A 20,558-nucleotide genomic window follows, 5' to 3' on the forward strand; every position below is an offset into this window, starting at 1 on the left:
TCCCTCTCGTATAAAAATCTTTTTTCCCTTGAATATGAGACATGTCTCATATTCAAGGGAAAAAAGGAGATATGTTCTTGGCATATCTCACTTTTTAATTAATTTGCACCATAGTAATAATATAAGCCCTGTTCACGTTCACGATCATTTAGAACAACACCTAACAATTTACCTTTTGCAGATTCTAATAATCCTTTTGCTTTTACCGCTGTTTCCTTTTCTGTTGATTCACTACGAACGACAAGAATAGATGCATCACATACATTTGCCATAATTTGCGCATCTGTTACAGCTAAAATTGGCGGTAAATCAAAGATAACTAAATCGTACATACTGTATGCCTGTCCAAGAAGTTCTTGCATTGATTTCGAACCTAATAATTCTGCTGGATTTGGTGGTATTGGACCGCATGCTAGGAAGTGTAAATTATCAATAGATGTCATTTGTACACATTTCTCTAAACGTTCGCTATTCGTTAATACATTCGTTAATCCGGAAATATTATCCACTTGGAACATTTGATGCATCGCTGGTTTACGCATATCTGCATCAATTAACAATACTTTCTTTCCTTGTTGAGCGAAGACGACTGCCATATTCGCTGTCGTTGTTGTTTTCCCCTCACTTGGGTTCGCAGACGTTACCATTAACGAATGTAAGTTTGTATCAACAGATGCAAACTCGATATTCGTTCGAATATTACGATATTGTTCTGAAATTGGTGACTTTGGTTGTTGATGAGCAATTAATTGACGACGTTGACGATGATTTTTTTTCTTCTTGAATAAACTATTAAGAGCCAATTGTTTGTCCCCTCACTTTTCTTGATGATGGAGCATGTGATTTCACGTTCGTTGTTTCTTCATCCATACGAGCAACAATACCTAACACTGGTAAGCCAAGTAAGTTTTCTACATCTTCTTCTTTTTTCACTGTGTTATCTAAGTATTCTAGTAGGAATGCAAGACCCACTGAAGCCATTAAGCCAACAACGAAAGCAATTGCCACATTTAACATCGGGCTTGGTTTAATTGGAGATTGATTTTCTGCAACTTCTGCTTTCGATAATACAGTTACGTTATCAACATTCATAATTTTTGCAACTTCACCTTTAAATACATCCGCGGTTGCATTTGCAATATCACGAGCTAGTTTCGGATCTTTATCCTCAGCTGTAACAGAAATAACCTGTGAATCTTTTTCATTTGCAACATTAATCTTTCCTGTTAAAGCTTGTGCTGTCATATTTAAATTTAATTTTTCATTCACTTGATCTAAGATTACCGGACTTTTAATAATAACCTTATATGTATTCGTTAATTGAATATTCGTTTGAACTTCACCAGCTTGAATCATTGCCCCTTCTTGCTTCTTCTGGTTCACAAGAATTTGCGTTGAAGATTGATAGATTGGTGTCATGAAGAAGAAGCTAATGATAGCACTTACAATAGCTGCACCAAAGGCGATTACGAGGATCATTGCTAAACGTTTTTTTAAGATATGAAATAACTCTTTTAAACTAATTGTTTCTTCCATAAGTTCCTCCAACTTTCTAAAATTTGCACATAAGAAAAATTATAACATATTATCTTACATTTTTTATTTTAGTTATTTATTTTATATTAGTTCATAACAAACAAGTATAATCTTACAAAATAATCTTAAATATGACAACACATTCCAATGATTTTCCAAATTTTTTATTTTATCATGTTTTTTATACTATGTAACTTGATAAAGAATTTTCAGAAAATATAAAAAGCCAATAAGTATTTCTTATTGGCTTTTTATATTTTAGTAATAACCATATTGCTCTTGTTCTTCTCTTTTATCGTTTAAAACGACACCAAGTATTTTCCCTGATGCTTTATCTAATATTTGTTTCGCTTTTACGATTTTGTCTTTTTCTGTTTTTTCACTGCGCACGACAAGTATGATTCCATCACATTTGTTCGCAAGTATTTGTGCATCGGTAACAGCAAGGACAGGTGGTGTGTCGATTAAAACAATATCAAACATGTTATATGCTTCTAGCAAGGCCTCGTCCATCGCTCGATTTCCTAATAGTTCAGCTGGGTTTGGCGGAATTGGACCTGCCGCCATTAAATATACGTTCTCTATATCTGTTTTTTGAATGCATTGCATTAATTTCGCTTGTCCTGATAGTAGGCTAGTTAATCCATTTGAATTATGAATTGCAAATAAGTTTTGAATCGTCGGCTTACGTAAGTCAGCTCCGATTAATAAAACTTTTTTTCCTTGTTGGCCGAAAACAACTGCTAAGTTTGCGATTGTCGTTGTTTTTCCATCGCCTGGATCTGCCGAGGTAACAATGATAGAACGAACACGACTATCTACAGATGTAAATTCAATGTTTGTACGAATGTTACGATATTGTTCTGTAATACGCGATTTAGGCTCTTTATGTGTAATTAATTGTCGTAATGGTTTTCTTTTCTTTCTCCCGAACATATTCATAATCTCCTTTTGTGAAATGCGACATTTCCCTTTTCTCTCTCTTATGCTCGATTTCATACGTCTAATTAATATTTTGTATCGCTAACTTCCCCACACCTCATCATAATCAATAACATTCTACTTTGTCTTATATAGATACCTTAACAATATGACAATGACTTCACTTCTTTAATACCTTTATCATTTATCCTATTTTCTAAATAAATGATAAAGGTATTATATGGCAATTACCATATAATTACAAGTTATTTTCTGACTAGTTTGTATTTTAATAATTCCATCGATATATTAATGAAATAAAAAAATCTTCCTGTATTTTTACAAGAAGATTTTTTTGTTTTATCTATTCTTTTTTTTCACCAATTGCAAATGTAATTTCAGCTTCACAAGCAACTTCACCATCTACTGTTGCGATTGCTTTTCCTTTTCCAATCGGACCACGTACGCGTGTCATTTCTACTTCTAGGCGAAGTTGATCACCTGGACGCACTTGTTTTTTGAAGCGACAGTTGTCGATGCCTGCGAAGAAAGCAAGTCTTCCGCGGTTTTCTTCTTTCTTTAATACAGCAACTGCCCCAACTTGTGCTAATGCTTCTACAATAAGTACGCCAGGCATAACTGCATAATCAGGAAAGTGTCCGTTAAAGAACTCCTCGTTTGCAGATACATTTTTAATTCCAACCGCTCTTTTTCCCTCATCCACTTCTAATATTTTATCAACAAGTAAAAATGGATAGCGGTGAGGAATGATTTCTTTAATTTGTTCTATATTTAGCATATAACAATCGCCCCTTTTACAATATTGGTCTTACCACTTGGACATATTGTTATTATCCCATTTTGTTTATTATTTGTCATTATAAAGTGAAACTTTAATCAGTTCAGCTTCATATAAAAAAAATGCACACACTCTATTCCATTAAAATAGTTGCACTTCCCAGCAACTGACACGGAGGTAGAAAAGAGTGTATGCCCAAATTAGGGAAAGGCAATATGTATTTGAACATTCTTTGCCTTAATGTCGTATTCCGAATCATTATATTACATACGTTTTCAAATAAGAAAACATTAAATTTAACTATATATATGAATATATTGCCCTATTTCTTTATTTTCCTCTATTTTTCTTCTGTTTTCTTAAAAAATTAGAATTAAAAAAATCCCCAAAAAAAGAACTAAGGTTTTACCTTAGCTCTTTTTCACTTTATTTCAACGCACGACGTGGTAATTTATCGATATTCTCTAACATAATACCTGTACCAACAGCAACACATTGCATTGGGTTTTCAGCAATTAATACTGGTACCTTTAATTCTTCTGCTAGAAGCATGTCGATACCGTGTAATAAAGCTCCTCCGCCTGTTAGAATAACACCGCGGTCGATAATGTCCGCAGATAGTTCTGGTGGTGTACGCTCTAGTACGCCTTTTGCAGCTTGTACAATGATAGCCGCGTCTTCTTTTAGTGCTTCTGTAATTTCTTCAGAGCATACTGTAATTGTACGTGGTAAACCAGTTACCATGTCACGTCCGCGAATTTCAAGCTCTTCACTGCGTGCACCTGGGAATACTGTACCAACTTTAATTTTAATATTTTCTGAAGTACGTTCTCCAATTAATAGCTTATACTTACGTTTAACGTAGTTTAAGATCTCCATATCAAACTTATCGCCAGCCATTTTGATAGAGGAAGAGGTAACAATATCACCCATAGAAAGTACGGCGATATCTGTTGTACCTCCACCAATATCAACAACCATGTTTCCACTTGGCTGGAAGATTTCCATACCAGCACCAACTGCAGCTACTTTTGGTTCTTCTTCTAAAAATACTGTTTTACCACCTGAACGTTCAGCAGCCTCGCGAATTGCTTTTTGTTCTACAGATGTGATATTTGTTGGACAACAAATTAAAATGCGAGGTTTTGAAAAGAAGCTCTTCACGTCCAATTTGTTAATGAAATACTTTAACATCGCTTCTGTAATTTCGAAATCTGCGATTACACCATCTTTAAGCGGACGAATTGCCACAATATTACCAGGTGTACGTCCCACCATACTTCTTGCTTCTTCACCTACTGCTAATACTTTTCCACTATTACGATCAATTGCCACAACAGATGGCTCATTTAATACAATACCCTTACCTTTAACATGAATTAATACGTTAGCCGTACCTAGGTCAATTCCGATATCTCGCGCAAACATTCCCGTTTTTTCCTCCTCGATATTCAAAATCAGGTTACACCCGAATTCTTTTACACCTAATTTCTGATTTTATCATAATTTTAACAGAAACGTAATATTCACAAAAAGAATTTTTCTGAAAAATATTACCGAATCTGTAAGGAATGTTTGCTGTTTTGCATTTATTGACGTACAGGCTTTTCTATATCTTCTTTTCTATACTTCTGCTTTGTTGCTTCTCCCCCTCTTAAATGACGAATAGACTTATGATAATCAAGAATTTCTTTCACTTCATTTGCGAGCTCTGGATTAATTTCTGGCAAACGTTCTGTTAAATCTTTATGGACTGTACTCTTTGATACCCCAAACTCCTTTGCAATTACACGCACTGTCTTTCTTGTCTCCACGATATACTTACCAATCTTGATAGTTCTCTCTTTGATGTAATCGTGCACACCACTCGCCTCCCTAAATTGGATGTGAGAAGTGTGAAATGAGACTCGCTGCATACGACTATGAAGTAAATGTGAGTGCTGTTTGTAAGCGTTAAACATTCTTGGATTTATAATGAAATGATTCACGATTTCTCACCTCAAACACTCTCTTTGCATTGGTTTATACCATTGTATTGCCCGCACTACTGATATATGCTACATGTTCACTATTTTTGCGGACTAAGTTAAGAAAAATTACGTTTTTGTGTGAGAAATACGTTAACAATGACAATTATGGCGAAAAAAAGTGACACCTCTTATAAAAGGTGTCACTCTTCTCGCTCATACTCTTCTTCTAACAACTGATGGTGGGGAACTTCTTTCTTACCGGCAATATAATAATATAAGGAGAATAAAACAAACAATAAAATAATAGCAATCGACAGAACAGATAAAAATGACACAGTATCCCCTCCCTTTTGTAATATATATTCGAGAATCTCGTCATTTTTCCTTGTTATTGCAACTTTTTTCTCGAAATTGATTATTTTTATATAAAAATGAAAAAATCAGCTCTCCTAGTGAGAACTGATTTTTTCACTTTTTTATTCTTGTGAAGAAGAATCACTAGATGATTCTGTAGAACCATTTGTTGATTTTTCTTCTTTCTTAGCTTTGTCCTCTTGTTTGCCGTTCGTCTCTTTATCACTAGTCGAACCGCTTGTCGATTTCTCTTCTTTTTGAGATTTATCTTCTGTTTTGCTTTCTGGTTTCGTGCTTGTTGACTTTTCTTCTTTTTGAGATTTGTCATCAGCTTTTTTACCAGAAGCATTCGTCGCCTTTGCAGCACCTGCATCAGCTTTAATTTCTGATACTGATTTATTTAAGTAACGCTCAGGATTCACAGCCACATTGTCTTTACGTACTTCAAAGTGAACGTAGGAACCTGCATCTTTATTCATTGTACTTAAACCGGATTTCCCTAGTACTTCACCTTGTGCAACTCGTGCACCTTTTTCTACTTTCACACTGCCTAAGCTTTGATAAGATGCCGCTACACCATTTCCACTATCTACTGTTACAACATAACCAAGAAGTGAATCTTTTTCGGCTTTCGTTACTGTACCACTTAAAGCAGCTGTAACATCGAATTCTTTTCCATTTTTCGCAGCAATGTCGATTCCTTTATTTGGGGAATATGTGTTGTTATAAAAGACAAGTGCTTTTTCTTGTTCCGCCTCTGTTGCTGCATCTTCATAGAATTTCTTCTGTACTACTACTTCTGCATTTGCTGCAGCTGGCATTTTCACTACTTCTGAAGATTTTGTTACCGGTACTGCCGGATCATCCGTTTGTGTATACGGCGTTGCTTGATCTTGGTTCGGAGCTTTCTTCGGATTAGCTCCCTGGAACCATAGCGCAACCATTAAGATTACCGCTGCACAAGCAATGTATAGTGCTGGAAACACCCATCTTCTTTGAAATAAATGTACTACTTTTCGCGACTTTTTATTATTTCTTCCTCGCATTCCATCATCACCTCAGCAATCATTTTGAACAATATTCATACATCCTATACAACCCATAACTAATTACTTTTCGACAAAATCTGTAAAAATATGTATAATAATTGCAAAATTTCCGAGGAAATGATGAAAAAAAGAAAAAACTGAGCTTTTTCGGCTCAGTTTTTAGTCCATTTGTTTCTTTCTATACACGAAGAGAGTAATAACAAGTACTGCAACTAACCAAATAGTTATGTTCAATAAATTACTAGTAATTGCACTAAAATCTTCACCTTTTATTACACTACTAACTGCGAGACCGATATGACGAGTTGGTAAATACTCGACTATTTTTGTAACAACCTCATTTTTCACGAATCCTGCTATAAAATCGCCAATAAGAAAGACCATTAATATCGGTAACCCAATTGTTGATGTTTGCGGTACATTTTGAGCTATTAATCCAATACATGTTCCAATAAGGGTGAATATTAGCATTCCAAGAACAAAGATGAATAATAATAATGCAATATTACCTTCTAATTTCCCTAAAATAAGTAGATTAATAAAACAAATCGCAACTGTAATTATGCCCGTTAATGAGCTTTTTCCAATTAATACTTCAATAGACGATGCTGGCGATAACATAAGAACACGAAGCGTACTTTTTTCCTTTTCTTCAGCGATAAGCATTGCCTGTATAAAGCCCCCAACCAAAACTAACGTCATTGTAATTAATGTACTTGCCCCAACTTCTCTAAAATTATCTGAACGACTATATATTATTGCAAAGAAAATCGGCATTGCCATCATAATTAAACTTTGTGAATTCGTTTTAAAATCCTGTACCTCTTTCCGAAAAATCGCTGAAAATCTTCTCATTGAAAACGTCATTATAATCCCCTCCCAGTAACTTCAATAAAGATATCACCTAACGTTGGCTCATAAGAATGAATCGATAGTAATTCGCCCTTTTTCATCCATTCTGAAATACGTTTTGCCCCTAATTCGTCTTTTTTCACTGTTTCTTTTTGTTTATCTTTTAACACAACTTGTATTTGATCTTTCGCGTATTTTAATCGTAAGTTTTCTGGTGTATCGAGGGCTACAATTTCTCCCCCGCAAAGAAAGGCAATGCGGTTACAAAGCGTTTCTGCTTCGTCCATATTGTGCGTTGTTAAGAAAATTGTCGTTCCTTCTTTATTTAAGTCTTTTAAGATTTTATGAATGTTTTGCACGTTTACCGGATCAAGTGCAGATGTTGGTTCGTCTAAGAAGAGGATATCTGGTTTATGAAGAATTGCTCTCGCTAATGTAACACGCTGCTTCATTCCTTTTGATAACTTTTTCACTGCTGTTTTTTTATCATCTAATAAGTTCACTTGTGCTAGTACTTCATCGATTCGTTCTTTTTTACAATCGTATAAGTCACAAAATAATAGTAAGTTATCATAAATGCTAAGTCTTTCGTATAAGCCGCTATTGTCTGTTAAAATACCGATTCGTTTGTAATCGATGCTACTTGGTCCTGTAATGTCTTTACCTAACACTCTTACAGTTCCAACACTATGAAGCAATTGAGAAGTTAAAATTTTCACTGTTGTCGTTTTCCCAGATCCACTCGGTCCGAGGAATCCGAAGATTTCTCCTTGCTTCACCTCAATATTTACATTTCGAAGGGCCGTTTTTCCATCGAAACTTTTCATTACATCTTTCATTTCAATTGCCAATGTCATTTCGTCATCCCCTTTGTTTTTCTTTTTATAGATGAAAGTCGCTTTAGCGATTCTCGTTTGTTTGTTTCGCTTTTCTTGACTCAATCATATGAAAAACAAAGGGATTACGCAGTAAAATACCGGTAAAAGGAGTATTTTTACCGGTGAATGAGTCCTATTTTGAGCTTATTGGAGCATTTTTATAGCCCAATTACACTTTTTAATTCATCCATTCGTCCTTTTGAAAGCGGGATTGAACTTTTTCTTTCGTCATCCAAAATTAAGCTAAAACTATTACGTGTCCATGTAATGACTTCTCGCACTCTCTGTAAATTAACGAGGTACGAGCGATGACATCTGAAGAATCCGAATCCTGTTAATCTCGCTTCTAATTCACTTAATGTTAATGCACATACGAAATCACCTTCACGAACGTGAATATGTGTCACTCCATTTTGTGTTTCAATGAAATGAATCTCCATCGGATCAAGTAAAATGATTTTATCGTTCACTTTCGCTGGTATTCTTTCAAGTTTCATTTGCGGAATCATTTGAACTACTTTTCCTTCATCGACTTCTTCCACTTCTTCCTGCTCGATTTCCACCTTTTTTACACCGTCTTGATTTAATATGTATACATCTTCAGTCAGTGAAAGAGCCTCCGATAGGAAGGACGATGTAATAAAGATTGCCTTTCCTTGTTCTTTCATTTTCATAATCGCTTTTCGAATAATAATCGTACTCTCTGTATCTACATTTTGCTCTGGCTCTTCCAAAATAACTAAATCAGGATTATGAATCATAACCCGCCCAATATGAAGACGGCGTTTCTCTGAAAATGACAATTTTTCTATTTTAACGTTTAACTTATCTAGGAGACCGACATATTGTACTACTTCTTCCATACTCATATTTGATTCATACAGCCCTAATAAGAACTTAAAGTACTCCTTCACCTTCAAACGGTCATATGCTTCATCTTTCAAAAAACAAAAACCGATGCGGGAATACACTTTCTTCCCAATTGGCTCTTCTTCAAATAGCACACTGCCCGAAGAAGCCTCTTCTTCTCCGATAATAATACGGTGTAACACTTTAGCTGTATGATTATTACATTGCAAAACAACACATTGTCCCTTCTCAACTTCCAGTCCAATTACTGGCAACTGGTTTGTCTTCCCTAACTGTTTCAACTCCAATAACGCCATTCTGTCTCCCCCAAATGTTTTTAGTTCATTATATCAAACAATTAATGGAAAATTATGATATTTAATACAATATTATAAGTATAGTCAACAAAGAAGGCTATCCGCATTAAAGGATAGCCTTCTTCTTTATTTCTGCTCCACCATATAAGTCTGGAGCTGATCACGAAGTGCTCTTTTTAAGAATTTCCCTACAGATGTTTTCGGAATTTCATTTACGAATAAAATATCATCTGGCATCCACCATTTCGGGAATTCCGCTTCTAGTAAAACATACAGTTCGTCTCGCTCTACTGCTTGTCCTTCTTTTAATACGACGCAAGCAACAGGACGCTCTTGCCATTTTTCATGCGGAACTGCTACGACAGATGCTTCTAATACTTTGTCATGTGACATTAAAGCATTTTCTAAATCTACCGAAGAAATCCATTCACCGCCGCTTTTAATTAAGTCTTTCGTACGATCGGCAATTTTAATAAATCCTTCCGAATCAACTGTAACAATGTCTCCTGTATGAAGCCAACCATCTTTCATTGATTCTTCCGTACGTTCATCGTTATAATAGCTACCAGCGATCCATGGGCCGCGCAGGCAAAGTTCTCCCATTTCTTCTCCATCCCATTTAATTTCACCGTCTTGTCCAATCACTTTCATTTCTAATCCCGGGAATAAATACCCTTGGCGAGAGCGTAAATTATAATATTCTTCTTTCGGTAAATCACGCTGATACGATTTCGGGCAGTTAATTACAACTGCTGGACTCGTTTCTGTCATTCCATATATTTGTCTAAATGCAATTTCATATTTCTCTTCATACGTACGAATCATACTTAACGGAGCAGCCGATCCACCTGACCATATCGTTTTTACACTGCTAATATCATATGGATATTTTTCAAGTTCTTGTAATAAGCCAATCCAAATGGTTGGCACGCCAGCCGTAATTGTTACTTTCTCTCTGTCGATTAGTCCCGCCAAAATCTCTGGTGTGAAATGCGGTCCTGGTAATACGAGTTTCGTACCAAACCATGTACTCGCAAACGGTAATCCCCATGCGTTAACATGGAACATCGGAACGACAGGCATACAAGTGTCTACTTCTGATATATTCCCGCCATCTGCAAGTCCGAGTGTATAACTATGGAGCGCGATACTACGGTGTGTATAAACTACACCTTTCGGTTTTCCTGTCGTAGCTGATGTGTAGCACATACCAGCCGGTTCTTTTTCATCTAAATCTTTTACAAACGGAAATGTCTCATCGCCTTCTTCGAGTAATTGGTCGTAATGGTATGCTGGTGATAGTGTTGTGTGAGGTAGTTTATGATCGTCTGTCATAATAATAAAGGCTTTTACGTGTGGAATTTCGTGTTGAATACTTTCTAATATAGGTACCATGTCTTCATCGACAAAAATAATTTTGTCTTCTGCATGGTTAATAATATATGAAATGTGATCAGCGGAAAGTCTTAAATTAATCGTATGCAGAACTGCCCCGATTCCTGGAATCGCAAAGTATGCTTCCAAATGCCTATGATGGTTCCAAGCAATTGTACCTACTTTATCCCCTTGTTCAATTCCCATTCTCTTTAATACGCTAGCAAGTCTTCTTGTCCGCTTTGCAATTTCTCCGTATGTTAATGTATGAATACGAGATGCAGTCCGTGAGACAACTTCCTTTTTTGAAAAATATTTCTCCGCCCGTTCCATCATTGACGGAATGAGCAGTGGTACATCCATCATCATTTTTCATTACCCCCTGTTATTATATTTTATATATTCACATAACTGTATTATAACATGAGGTTCGTAGTGTAACTTCCATTTATTTCTACAAATAATGACAAAAAGAGCTGTCCCATAAGTCGAACTTTTGACTAGGCGACACCCCTTTATATTTTCTCCTTGCTGAACAATACCATAGTAAATCAAATTAACGATTTTTTAAATATATCTATCGTAACTCAAAATATATCAACGATTCGACAAGGAATATCGATTTACCGACAAAGATTGACCATGGTAGCCACCTATACAACAAAAAGGAGCTGTTCCAAAATATCTTCTGGAACAGCTCCTTCTAGTAACGACATCTATATCCAATCAACAAAAGTGTACGTGCACTATAATCCTTATTTTTTCACCATTAATTTCCCTTCATAATCATTCATCGTCTTAATTTCAATACCTTTATAGTAATGAGCAACGATATCTGTATATTTCTTACCTTCTTTCGCCATACCGTTTGCCCCATATTGACTCATACCGACGCCATGGCCGAAACCTTTTGTCGTAACGACGATGTTATTACCTTGTTGTTTCCATGTAAAGTCAGAAGAACGTAAATCTAATTTTTCACGAACTTCTTTTCCTGTTAATGTTTTCCCTTGAAACTCTACATCTTTTACCCGCTTTCCTTCTGTAAGGTCTTTAATGTTTCCAATCTTCCCGTCTGGTAGTACTTTCACACCGAGACGTTTTTGAAAGTCCGTCACTGTAAATGTTTGCTCGCTCGTAAATTTTGGAGATGCTTGATCCCACGGACTGTCTACACTCTTTAAGTACGGATAATCATTCCCCCAATAATCCGCTGCATTTTCTGTTCGACCGTTACTCGTTGAGAAGAAAGAAGCTGAAATTGGCTTACCTTCGTACGTTAAAACTTGTCCTGCTGTTTTAGAAACAGCTTCCTCGATTTTCTTTAAATTATTTTCGTAGTTATTCCCCCATTGCTTCTTCAGTTCCTCTTTACTCTTGTACACTTGATCTTTCACCGTGTCTGTCACGTCCGCATTGTTTTTCTTACCTCCGCTTAGCATACGCTGCACCACGAATGTTCTTGCTGCTAATGCCTGCGCCTTTAGCGCCTCTATTTCAAAACTGGCATTCATCTCAGAAGCTACTACACCGGTTACATATTCCTCCATAGGCAATGTTTCTACCTTTTTCTGCTGATCGCGATATACAGCAACTTGAACCGCTGTATCAACTTTCCCTGGAGCTGGTATGCTTTGTACGACTGGAGGAGTTTTAGGAGATTCTTCCCCTACCTTTGCTTTCGCAAACGGAATGACAAGGACGGCAGGTACAATGATAACGAGCGCTATTAAAAGCGCCATTGTAATGAAAAGTGGCTTTGAAAATTTCATCCTATTCCCCCAATATAAAGTTGGCTTCCTTTCATTCTTATGGAACTAAGGGGGCTTTTAGAACATACTTAGGGGGATCGGTATAAAGTGAAACTTTGATCAGTGAGGGTTTTATTCATCCCCCACTGACTATTAGCCCATCCCAACCCGGCATGTGCGAGATAAAACAAAAATTTTCTAAATATTTTTACTGAGACGTGCATAAGTATAGAATTTATTGACTATAACAGTAATAGTTAAAAAAAATAGCCTCTACGTCAAAAGACATAGAGACTATTTCAATTAAGCGTGAAGATCAGAAACTTCTTGTTCTTTCACTTCTTCTACTTTTTCGTTTACACGTTCAATAGTTGCACCTAATGCAGCTAATTTCTTATGGAAGTTTACATAGCCACGGTCAAGATGTTTTAGCTCGGTTACACGAGTGTAACCTTCTGATACTAAACCAGCTAAGATTAATGCTGCTGCTGCACGTAAATCAGTTGCGCCTACTTCAGCACCTTGTAAGCTGTTTGGACCGTTCATAATAACAGAACGACCTTCGATTTTAATATCAGCATTCATACGACGGAATTCTTCAACGTGCATAAAGCGGTTTTCGAATACCGTTTCTGTAATCATACTTGTTCCATCAGCTTGTAGTAATAATGCCATCATTTGTGATTGCATGTCTGTCGGGAAACCTGGATGAGGCATAGTTTTAATATCAACCGCTTTTAACTTATCTGGGCCGATAACACGTACACCTTCATTTTCCTCAATAATTTTAACACCCATTTCTTCCATTTTCGCTGTAATAGAGCGTAAATGTTCTGGTACAGCATTTTCAATTAAGATGTCTCCACCAGTAATTGCTGCTGCAACCATGAATGTTCCTGCTTCAATACGGTCAGGAATAATAGAATGGTTTGCACCATATAATTTATCGACACCTTCAATACGAATCGTTCCAGTTCCAGCTCCGCGTACTTTCGCTCCCATCGCATTTAAGAAGTTAGCTAAGTCAACGATTTCTGGCTCTTTTGCTGCGTTTTCAAGGATTGTTGTCCCTTTTGCTAATGTAGCTGCAGACATAATGTTTTCTGTCGCGCCTACGCTTGGGAAGTCTAAATAAATTTTAGCTCCTTTTAGCTCTCCCTCTACGTATGCCTCAACAAATCCGTTACCAACTTGCACTTTCGCTCCCATTGCTTCGAAGCCTTTTAAATGTTGATCAATTGGACGTGAACCAATTGCACATCCACCAGGAAGTGCAATACGAGCACGACCGTTACGTGCTAATAATGGTCCCATTACTTGAACAGATGCACGCATTTTACGTACATACTCAAATGGTGCTTCAATGTTTAATTCTTTAGAAGAATCGATTGTTACTTGGTTATTTTCAAATACGACTTCAGCATTTAAATGACGTAATACCTCGTTAATTGTGTATACATCAGACAAAACTGGTACTTCAGATAGTACATTCTTTCCATCACTCGCTAATAGGGCTGCAGCGATTATAGGTAATACAGCATTTTTTGCGCCCTCAACACGCACTGTGCCGTTCAACCGCTTTCCGCCACGGACGATGATCTTTTCCAAATTATTCCCCTCCGTGTCCTTTTTTCAGTATCTATTCACTCAATACTCAGAAGTTATGATCGGTGTGCCAACCACAATTGTATCTTTGTTGTCTGTAGAACGTATTGCTATTTGCACATTTATTTTCTCTCTATTTGTTGAAAGAGCGTCATTCCACTTTTTATTATATGCGGAGACTGATACAAATGCTCTTTCTTCTATCTGTTCGATCGCTCTTGCTGAAAGATCTTTCAAAACCTGATTGGTTTTATTTTGCAAAACACCTTCAATCTTATCATTCAGTACACCTTGAACACAAGTATAAATTGTAGGTTTTTCACTAAAAATTTTATCCATTTTCCGAACGTACTTCGGGTCCCATTTCGCCCCGCTTACTTCAAAAATAATGAAAGTGTTTTCTTTAGTATTTTCCTTACTCCAAGTTACTACTACTCGTTCTTCATATGAAGAAGATTTTTTATAGGATGTAGCTTTATATCCATCTGGAGATTGTTCTAATTCCCAACTTTCGATATGTGCCTTTTCCTTCACTTCATTTAACAATTTTTGAAACGTATGTATATTAGAAATTGTTTTCGTTTCTCGCGCTAACCATGACCACCGCTCTACTTTTGCATCGTTCTTCTCTAAAGCTGCGATCATACTCTCCATTTTCTGTTCATCGCTTATAGGTTTCATCTCTCTATATCCAACCAAAAATAAAACAACACTTACGACAACGATAAGAATGGCTTTAAACTTCAATTTCATCCCCTCCTATCCCCATTGTTAACGGAGACATGAGGTTCTATACACTTACTTTACTAAATACGTTAAACTCTTCGAATAGCCTAAATAATCAAGGAAAAAGTTACTTACAGATGTCCCAATTGCAATTGTAATTAGGATGAGTAACACTCTCGTCTGCATCACTTTCCCAGACTTCATTAAGCGCTCAATGTGAATACCTTGTAAAGCCCACCACGTAATGGTAATAAATAATAAATGCGAAACAATGGCAATCAGTGCTTGTTGCCCTAAAAGTTGTGCCAAAAAATCGACCCCTTTTTTGCTTGGCTACTACTTACGCAAAATGTAAAAACGATACCATAATAAGTAGGAGCCACACTTTTTCACACGCAAATAAGTATCTTACATTTCACATCGAAATTTTCTTTTGAAAAACATATACCTATAGGCGTTTTCATTTGCTGCTACTCCAAAATAAAAAGCGTAGAGTACGGACTCTACACCTTTTATTTTCACTATTGTACCACGTTCCCTAAGAAGAAGAAATCTTTCATTAATGGAAAATATTCATAAAAGAAATTGTAACCAATCATCGGCATAATCCCTAGTATTACAATCGAAATTGCGCAAAGGCTCATGACAATCTTTATATTTAACGGTAACTGAATTTTCTCTTCTGTCTCTCCGGTACGGAAAAACATTTGCTGTAAAATCCGGAAATAATATATGAGTGAAATAACCGTCGTACCCATCATAATAGAAGCTAACACGTAATGAGCTGGTTCTACATGAAGTGCTCCTAAAAAGATGTTAATCTTTCCGATGAAACCAGCCGTCCCCGGTATTCCAGCTAGCGATAAAATAAAAACTGTCATCACTATAGCGGTAAATGGCGATCGCTTATATAATCCTGTGAAAATCGTCATATTTTCCTTATTGTTTTGTAAGATTAATCCGTGGATGATTGCAAATGCTCCTATATTCATGAGCATATACGCCAGCATATAAAACCACATACTATCCATCGTAAACTGTGATAGTGCCACGAGAGGCACGAGCAAATACCCAGCATGTGCAATGCCCGAATAGGCAAATAGGCGTTTTACATTGTATTGCTTTAAGGCTACTACGTTCCCAACAATCATCGTAATACTAGCTAGCACCACAATGTATATGCTCATACGCCCATACAAGGATTGCATATCCCCTTGGATTGCCACACTTGCAAATACCATAAGGAACAGGCGCGTAATGAGTAGAAACCCCGCAATTTTAGAAATCGTCCCGAGAAAGGCTGTGACAGGTGTCGCTGCTCCCTCATATACGTCTGGTGCCCACATATGAAACGGCACTGTTGCAATTTTGAAAGAGAGCCCAACGAGCAATAGTAGAAATGCGAGAGCTAACAATAACTGAATGCCACCAGCCAACTCTTGCGTCAATACCTTTTGCATTTCCACTATGTTGGTCGATCCTGTAATACCGTATAAATAACTCATTCCAAAGAGCGTAATCGCTGTTCCAATCCCTCCGTTAATGACGTATTTCATTGCTGCCTCATTTGATGCGCGGTTTCTTTTTCGAATTCCTACTAGAATATACGAAGAAAGCGAAAGCAACTCTAAACCGACGAATAGTGTGATGAAATCAACGCTAGAAGCCATGAACATCGCTCCAAGAAGCGCCATTAACATTAAGTAATAATATTCTCCCTTATCTCGAATAGGATCCTCTTTGTCATCACTCATTGCCATACATAAGACGAGAGCTGCTCCGATTAATAACAACGTTTTAAACCCTTTTGAAAATCCATCTAATACAAACGATCCATTTAAAATATCTCCTGCCGGTTCGCTATATAGCGTAATTAATGACACTATCGCTAACAAGGCAGCGGTAATTGCACCAATCGCTACGTACCTATGGTTCAGCTTAAAAAACAAATCACATATGGAAAGAAGGATGGCAGCCCCGAGAATAATGAATTCTGGTACCATGAGGTGCCATGATAAGCTAAGTAACGTGTTCATATCCATCCTACTTCACCCCCAATGTTTTCAATGTATTTTGAAGCGGATCCCCTAGTAGTTCTGGCATTACTCCAATTGCAATAATACAAACGATAAGCAATATAACAGGGACGTACTCCCATCCGTGTATATCCGATTTCGCTTCCCATTCTTTCTTGCCAAATGTCACTTGAAGTATCGCTCTTAATACGTATACAGCGGTTAAAATAATCCCAAGTACACCGACAGCGGCGATGACTGATTCCCCTTGGAATAAACCGAGAAAGGCAAGGAATTCGCTAACGAATCCAGACATTCCTGGCAGTCCAAGCGATGCCATACCGCCCACCAGGAAGAAACCGCTAAGCACTGGAACACTTTTTGCGAGTCCGCCAAGTGCTGTAATATCCGAAGTCCCGAAACGTTGTTCAATTATGCCTAGTAAGAAGAAGAGTAACGCTGCAATTAAACCGTGAGACACAACTTGGAATAACGCCCCCTGTGTGCCTGGTGCATTTAACGCCGCAAGCCCCATTAAAACAATTCCCATATGTGAAATACTAGAGTAAGCAAGTACCTTTCTAAAGTCCGTTTGGATAAGTGCTAGAAAGGCCCCGTACAATAAATTAATTACCCCTAAAATCGCGATTAGCGTTGCAAACTCACGAAAGTATTCTGGGAATAACCCCTTCCCGAAGCGAATAATACCGTACGCTCCAATCTTCAGCAGAACTCCCGCATGAAGCATAACTACAGCAGGATGCGCTTCTATGTGCACATTGACCATCCAGCGATGCAAAGGAAAAATGGGTAGTTTAATCGCAAAGGCAACCATTATGGCAAGAAATAAACCGAACTGTAAGCTACTCGAGACGAGCGGTCCTCCTCCAGCAGTTACACTCGTTAATATCTCTTTAAGCTCCGCAATATTTGTCGTACCTGTTTTCGCAAACAAAATTGAGAAAACGATGAGTAAAATGGCTGATCCAATACCGTTATATATTAAATAACTATATGCAGCCTTTTCACTCGACAATTTCCCCCACTTGCCAATTAATAAAAACATTGGTGGCAACGTAATTTCAAAGAAAATAAAGAACAGCATTAAATTTTGAGCAGCGAAGACACCGAGCATCCCTATTTCTAACACGAGTAATAGCATGTAGAATGCTTTTAAATTTCTTTTAATGGAAAATGCCGCAATTGCTGCAAGCATCGCTAGAAGGGCTGTGAGTACCATCATTACAAGCGATAGACCATCAATACCAAGCTCGTAATAAATCGAAAACAACCTTTTGTCCACTGCTGCAAAGTCCCCAAATTTAATCCATTTCACTTTTTCATCAAATATCGATAAGCTCTCTCCAGAGGCGTATGTACAAGCAAGGACGATAGCGATTCCAAATGGAAGCGCTGTTCCGAATAAACCAAGCGCTCGCACCGTACGCGATTCTTTTTTCGGCGTTAATAACAGTAAGAGAATTCCTAACAGCGGGGAAAAAATGAAGAACGTTAATAGCAACTCATTCATCGTAAATCCCCTCCCGTATATAACAAAATAATTACGAGTACCGCGAGCGAAATTGCCGTTACAGTGCCGTACACTTGTACATTCCCGTTTTGAAGCTTCGCCCCTAGGCCACTCACACCTTTAACCAAACCCCCAATTAAAACTACGATTCCTTCTACAACATATACTTCAAATAAGCGAAGCATATGAGCGATTCCTTTCGTAATAGGAAGCACCGTAATATTATATAGTTCATCCACATAATATTTTTCTTTCAAAAGGTTATAAAGAGGCGTCCCCTCTCCCGCGGCCCAATCTCTAGAGATAGATTTCTTGCCATATACGAAATACGCGAGGACAATTCCCGCAAATGAAACGAGCGTCGCAACAACCATAATCCAAGCTGGCCCATGTACATCTTTCACTTTGAACCCTACATCCTTCGTAAGCCAATCTCCGAGAAACGTCCCAAACCACGGTGTATTTACATATCCTGCTACTACTGCAAGAACACCGAGGACAATCATCGGATACGTCATCGTGCGAGGCGATTCATGCACCTCTTCCTTCGTCTTCGTTTCTCCCGTAAAGACAAGAAAGTATAGACGGAACATATAAAATGCTGTTAAAAATGCCGCAATTACCGCTAAAACGAATAGAAAGTAATTACCATTCATCCAAGTCGCCGCTAAAATTTCATCTTTACTAAAAAACCCGGAAAGGAGAGGAACGCCGCTAATGGCAAGTGTACCTATTAAAAACAGCGCAGCAGTTACTTTCATCTTCTTCTGTAAACCGCCCATTTTATTAATGTTTTGCGTGTGCACTGCATGAATTACACTCCCTGCAGCCAAGAACAGTAATGCTTTAAAAAAAGCGTGTGTCGTTAAATGAAAGACACCAGCTACATAACCAGCAGAGCCTAGCGCAAGCATCATGTACCCGAGCTGACTAACTGTAGAATAAGCAAGCACCCTCTTTATATCAGTTTGTACAAGACCGATAGAGGCTGCAAAGATTGCGGTGAAAGCACCAACGATTGCAACTGTTTGCATCGCTACAGCACTTGCTGAAAATAGAGGGAACATCGTTGCTACTAAATATACGCCAGCTGCAACCATCGTTGCCGCATGAATAAGTGCCGAAACAGGTGTCGGTCCTTCCATTGCATCTGGCAGCCACGTATGAAGCGGGAACTGACCCGATTTCCCCATCGCACCGATAAAAATTAAAATCGCCGTTATTGTAATCATGGTAGGGGAAAGATCACCCGTATAAATCGCCTTAAAAATCGCCTCATATTCAAAACTACCTGCGTTCCAAAAAATTAAAATCATCCCAACAAATAACCCAACATCCCCAATACGTGTCATAATAAAAGCCTTTTTCGCAGCAGCCTTCGCTTCTTCTTTAAAGAAATAAAAACCGATAAGTAAAAATGAACCGAGGCCGACTAACTCCCAAAATATATAAAGCTGTAATAAATTCGTCGATATAACAAGTCCAAGCATCGCAAATGTAAAGAGCCCTAAATATGCATAAAAGGTTGGTAATCTTTCGTCACCCTTCATATAACCTTTCGAGTACACATGTACAAGAAAGCTCACAAGCGTAACGATAAATAGCATTAAAGCTCCTAATGCAGTAACCTCAAAACCAAATGATATATCTATATCTCCGGCCCTAAGCCATATCCATTTATGTTTCACTGCCTCGGATGAAAATCGTTCTATTAATACAACTACCGCTCCTATAAAGGAGAGAAAGGTAAAGAAAATACCTAGTACACTGCTTCCCTCTCTAATCTTCTTCCCGAACATAATAAGTAACAAAAACGAAACAAGCGGGAAAAGCGGTATGAGCCATGCATAATCGATCATTGTTTCCTTCCCCCTTTTCGGTCACAATGCTATCCTTTCAGCGTATCCATTTCATCTACATGAACTGTCGTGCGATTACGGTACAAAGCAATCAAAATCGCAAGTCCGACCGCCGCCTCAGCTGCCGCTACAGACATCGTAAACAGCGAAAAAATTTGTCCTGTTAAATTCG

The 20,558-nt window shown here is 37.6% G+C and carries 20 protein-coding genes; all 20 read right to left on the reverse strand.

Annotated elements, in window-relative coordinates; genetic code table 11:
- Positions 1 to 98: 98 nt before the first annotated feature.
- Positions 99 to 803 (reverse strand): CpsD/CapB family tyrosine-protein kinase, encoded by a 705-nt coding sequence (locus BAU28_RS05195; RefSeq protein WP_071717941.1) that lies wholly within the window; start codon positions 801 to 803, stop codon positions 99 to 101.
- The gene (locus BAU28_RS05200) at positions 793 to 1,536 is read right to left on the reverse strand and encodes a YveK family protein (RefSeq protein ID WP_071717942.1); all 744 of its coding nucleotides are present in this window, start codon (positions 1,534 to 1,536) and stop codon (positions 793 to 795) included. The genes BAU28_RS05195 and BAU28_RS05200 overlap by 11 nt, the downstream gene beginning before the upstream one ends.
- A gap of 258 nt (positions 1,537 to 1,794) precedes the next feature.
- On the reverse strand, positions 1,795 to 2,472 hold the full coding sequence (locus tag BAU28_RS05205) for a CpsD/CapB family tyrosine-protein kinase (RefSeq protein WP_071717943.1): 678 nt from the start codon (positions 2,470 to 2,472) through the stop codon (positions 1,795 to 1,797).
- Between the two features lie 349 nt (positions 2,473 to 2,821).
- Positions 2,822 to 3,256 (reverse strand): 3-hydroxyacyl-ACP dehydratase FabZ, encoded by a 435-nt coding sequence (gene fabZ, locus BAU28_RS05210; RefSeq protein WP_071717944.1) that lies wholly within the window; start codon positions 3,254 to 3,256, stop codon positions 2,822 to 2,824.
- A 426-nt stretch (positions 3,257 to 3,682) separates the two neighbouring features.
- Entirely contained in the window at positions 3,683 to 4,684 is a 1,002-nt protein-coding gene (gene mreB / locus BAU28_RS05215) for a rod shape-determining protein (protein ID WP_002123831.1), read from the reverse strand.
- A 161-nt stretch (positions 4,685 to 4,845) separates the two neighbouring features.
- Complete coding sequence (gene spoIIID, locus BAU28_RS05220; protein ID WP_000544010.1) at positions 4,846 to 5,118, reverse strand: sporulation transcriptional regulator SpoIIID; 273 nt, start codon at positions 5,116 to 5,118, stop codon at positions 4,846 to 4,848.
- A gap of 308 nt (positions 5,119 to 5,426) precedes the next feature.
- The gene (locus BAU28_RS05225; protein ID WP_071717945.1) at positions 5,427 to 5,561 is read right to left on the reverse strand and encodes an ABC transporter ATP-binding protein; all 135 of its coding nucleotides are present in this window, start codon (positions 5,559 to 5,561) and stop codon (positions 5,427 to 5,429) included.
- Between the two features lie 141 nt (positions 5,562 to 5,702).
- Positions 5,703 to 6,626: a stage II sporulation protein SpoIIQ gene (locus BAU28_RS05230; RefSeq protein WP_071717946.1), complete on the reverse strand. Its 924-nt coding sequence runs from the start codon at positions 6,624 to 6,626 to the stop codon at positions 5,703 to 5,705.
- 162 nt (positions 6,627 to 6,788) lie between these two features.
- Positions 6,789 to 7,496 (reverse strand): ABC transporter permease, encoded by a 708-nt coding sequence (locus tag BAU28_RS05235; protein WP_048370085.1) that lies wholly within the window; start codon positions 7,494 to 7,496, stop codon positions 6,789 to 6,791.
- Complete coding sequence (locus tag BAU28_RS05240; RefSeq protein ID WP_071717947.1) at positions 7,496 to 8,338, reverse strand: ABC transporter ATP-binding protein; 843 nt, start codon at positions 8,336 to 8,338, stop codon at positions 7,496 to 7,498. The genes BAU28_RS05235 and BAU28_RS05240 overlap by 1 nt, the downstream gene beginning before the upstream one ends.
- 179 nt (positions 8,339 to 8,517) lie before the next feature.
- Complete coding sequence (locus BAU28_RS05245; protein WP_071717948.1) at positions 8,518 to 9,525, reverse strand: LytTR family transcriptional regulator DNA-binding domain-containing protein; 1,008 nt, start codon at positions 9,523 to 9,525, stop codon at positions 8,518 to 8,520.
- Between the two features lie 126 nt (positions 9,526 to 9,651).
- On the reverse strand, positions 9,652 to 11,268 hold the full coding sequence (locus BAU28_RS05250; RefSeq protein WP_083594548.1) for a long-chain fatty acid--CoA ligase: 1,617 nt from the start codon (positions 11,266 to 11,268) through the stop codon (positions 9,652 to 9,654).
- A gap of 386 nt (positions 11,269 to 11,654) precedes the next feature.
- Complete coding sequence (spoIID, locus tag BAU28_RS05255; RefSeq protein WP_002174328.1) at positions 11,655 to 12,671, reverse strand: stage II sporulation protein D; 1,017 nt, start codon at positions 12,669 to 12,671, stop codon at positions 11,655 to 11,657.
- Between the two features lie 282 nt (positions 12,672 to 12,953).
- Positions 12,954 to 14,258 carry a UDP-N-acetylglucosamine 1-carboxyvinyltransferase gene (murA, locus tag BAU28_RS05260; protein WP_025147061.1) on the reverse strand — a complete coding sequence of 435 codons (1,305 nt, stop codon included), beginning with the start codon at positions 14,256 to 14,258 and terminating at the stop codon, positions 12,954 to 12,956.
- Positions 14,259 to 14,297: 39 nt separating this feature from the next.
- The gene (locus tag BAU28_RS05265) at positions 14,298 to 15,002 is read right to left on the reverse strand and encodes a YwmB family TATA-box binding protein (protein WP_025147060.1); all 705 of its coding nucleotides are present in this window, start codon (positions 15,000 to 15,002) and stop codon (positions 14,298 to 14,300) included.
- A gap of 51 nt (positions 15,003 to 15,053) precedes the next feature.
- The gene (locus tag BAU28_RS05270; protein ID WP_002174331.1) at positions 15,054 to 15,290 is read right to left on the reverse strand and encodes a DUF1146 family protein; all 237 of its coding nucleotides are present in this window, start codon (positions 15,288 to 15,290) and stop codon (positions 15,054 to 15,056) included.
- A gap of 212 nt (positions 15,291 to 15,502) precedes the next feature.
- Complete coding sequence (nuoN, locus tag BAU28_RS05275; RefSeq protein ID WP_071717953.1) at positions 15,503 to 17,017, reverse strand: NADH-quinone oxidoreductase subunit NuoN; 1,515 nt, start codon at positions 17,015 to 17,017, stop codon at positions 15,503 to 15,505.
- Between the two features lie 7 nt (positions 17,018 to 17,024).
- Positions 17,025 to 18,527, reverse strand: a complete 1,503-nt coding sequence (locus BAU28_RS05280) for an NADH-quinone oxidoreductase subunit M (protein ID WP_071717949.1) — start codon at positions 18,525 to 18,527, stop codon at positions 17,025 to 17,027.
- On the reverse strand, positions 18,524 to 20,386 hold the full coding sequence (gene nuoL / locus BAU28_RS05285; RefSeq protein WP_071717950.1) for an NADH-quinone oxidoreductase subunit L: 1,863 nt from the start codon (positions 20,384 to 20,386) through the stop codon (positions 18,524 to 18,526). Before nuoL ends, BAU28_RS05280 begins: the two co-directional genes overlap by 4 nt.
- Before the next feature lie 29 nt (positions 20,387 to 20,415).
- On the reverse strand, positions 20,416 to 20,558 hold a 143-nt coding region (locus BAU28_RS05290), incomplete at its 5' end, for an NADH-quinone oxidoreductase subunit K (protein ID WP_083594552.1).

The sequence above is a fragment of the Bacillus paramycoides genome, from assembly GCF_001884235.1.
GTDB lineage: Bacteria > Bacillota > Bacilli > Bacillales > Bacillaceae_G > Bacillus_A > Bacillus_A paramycoides.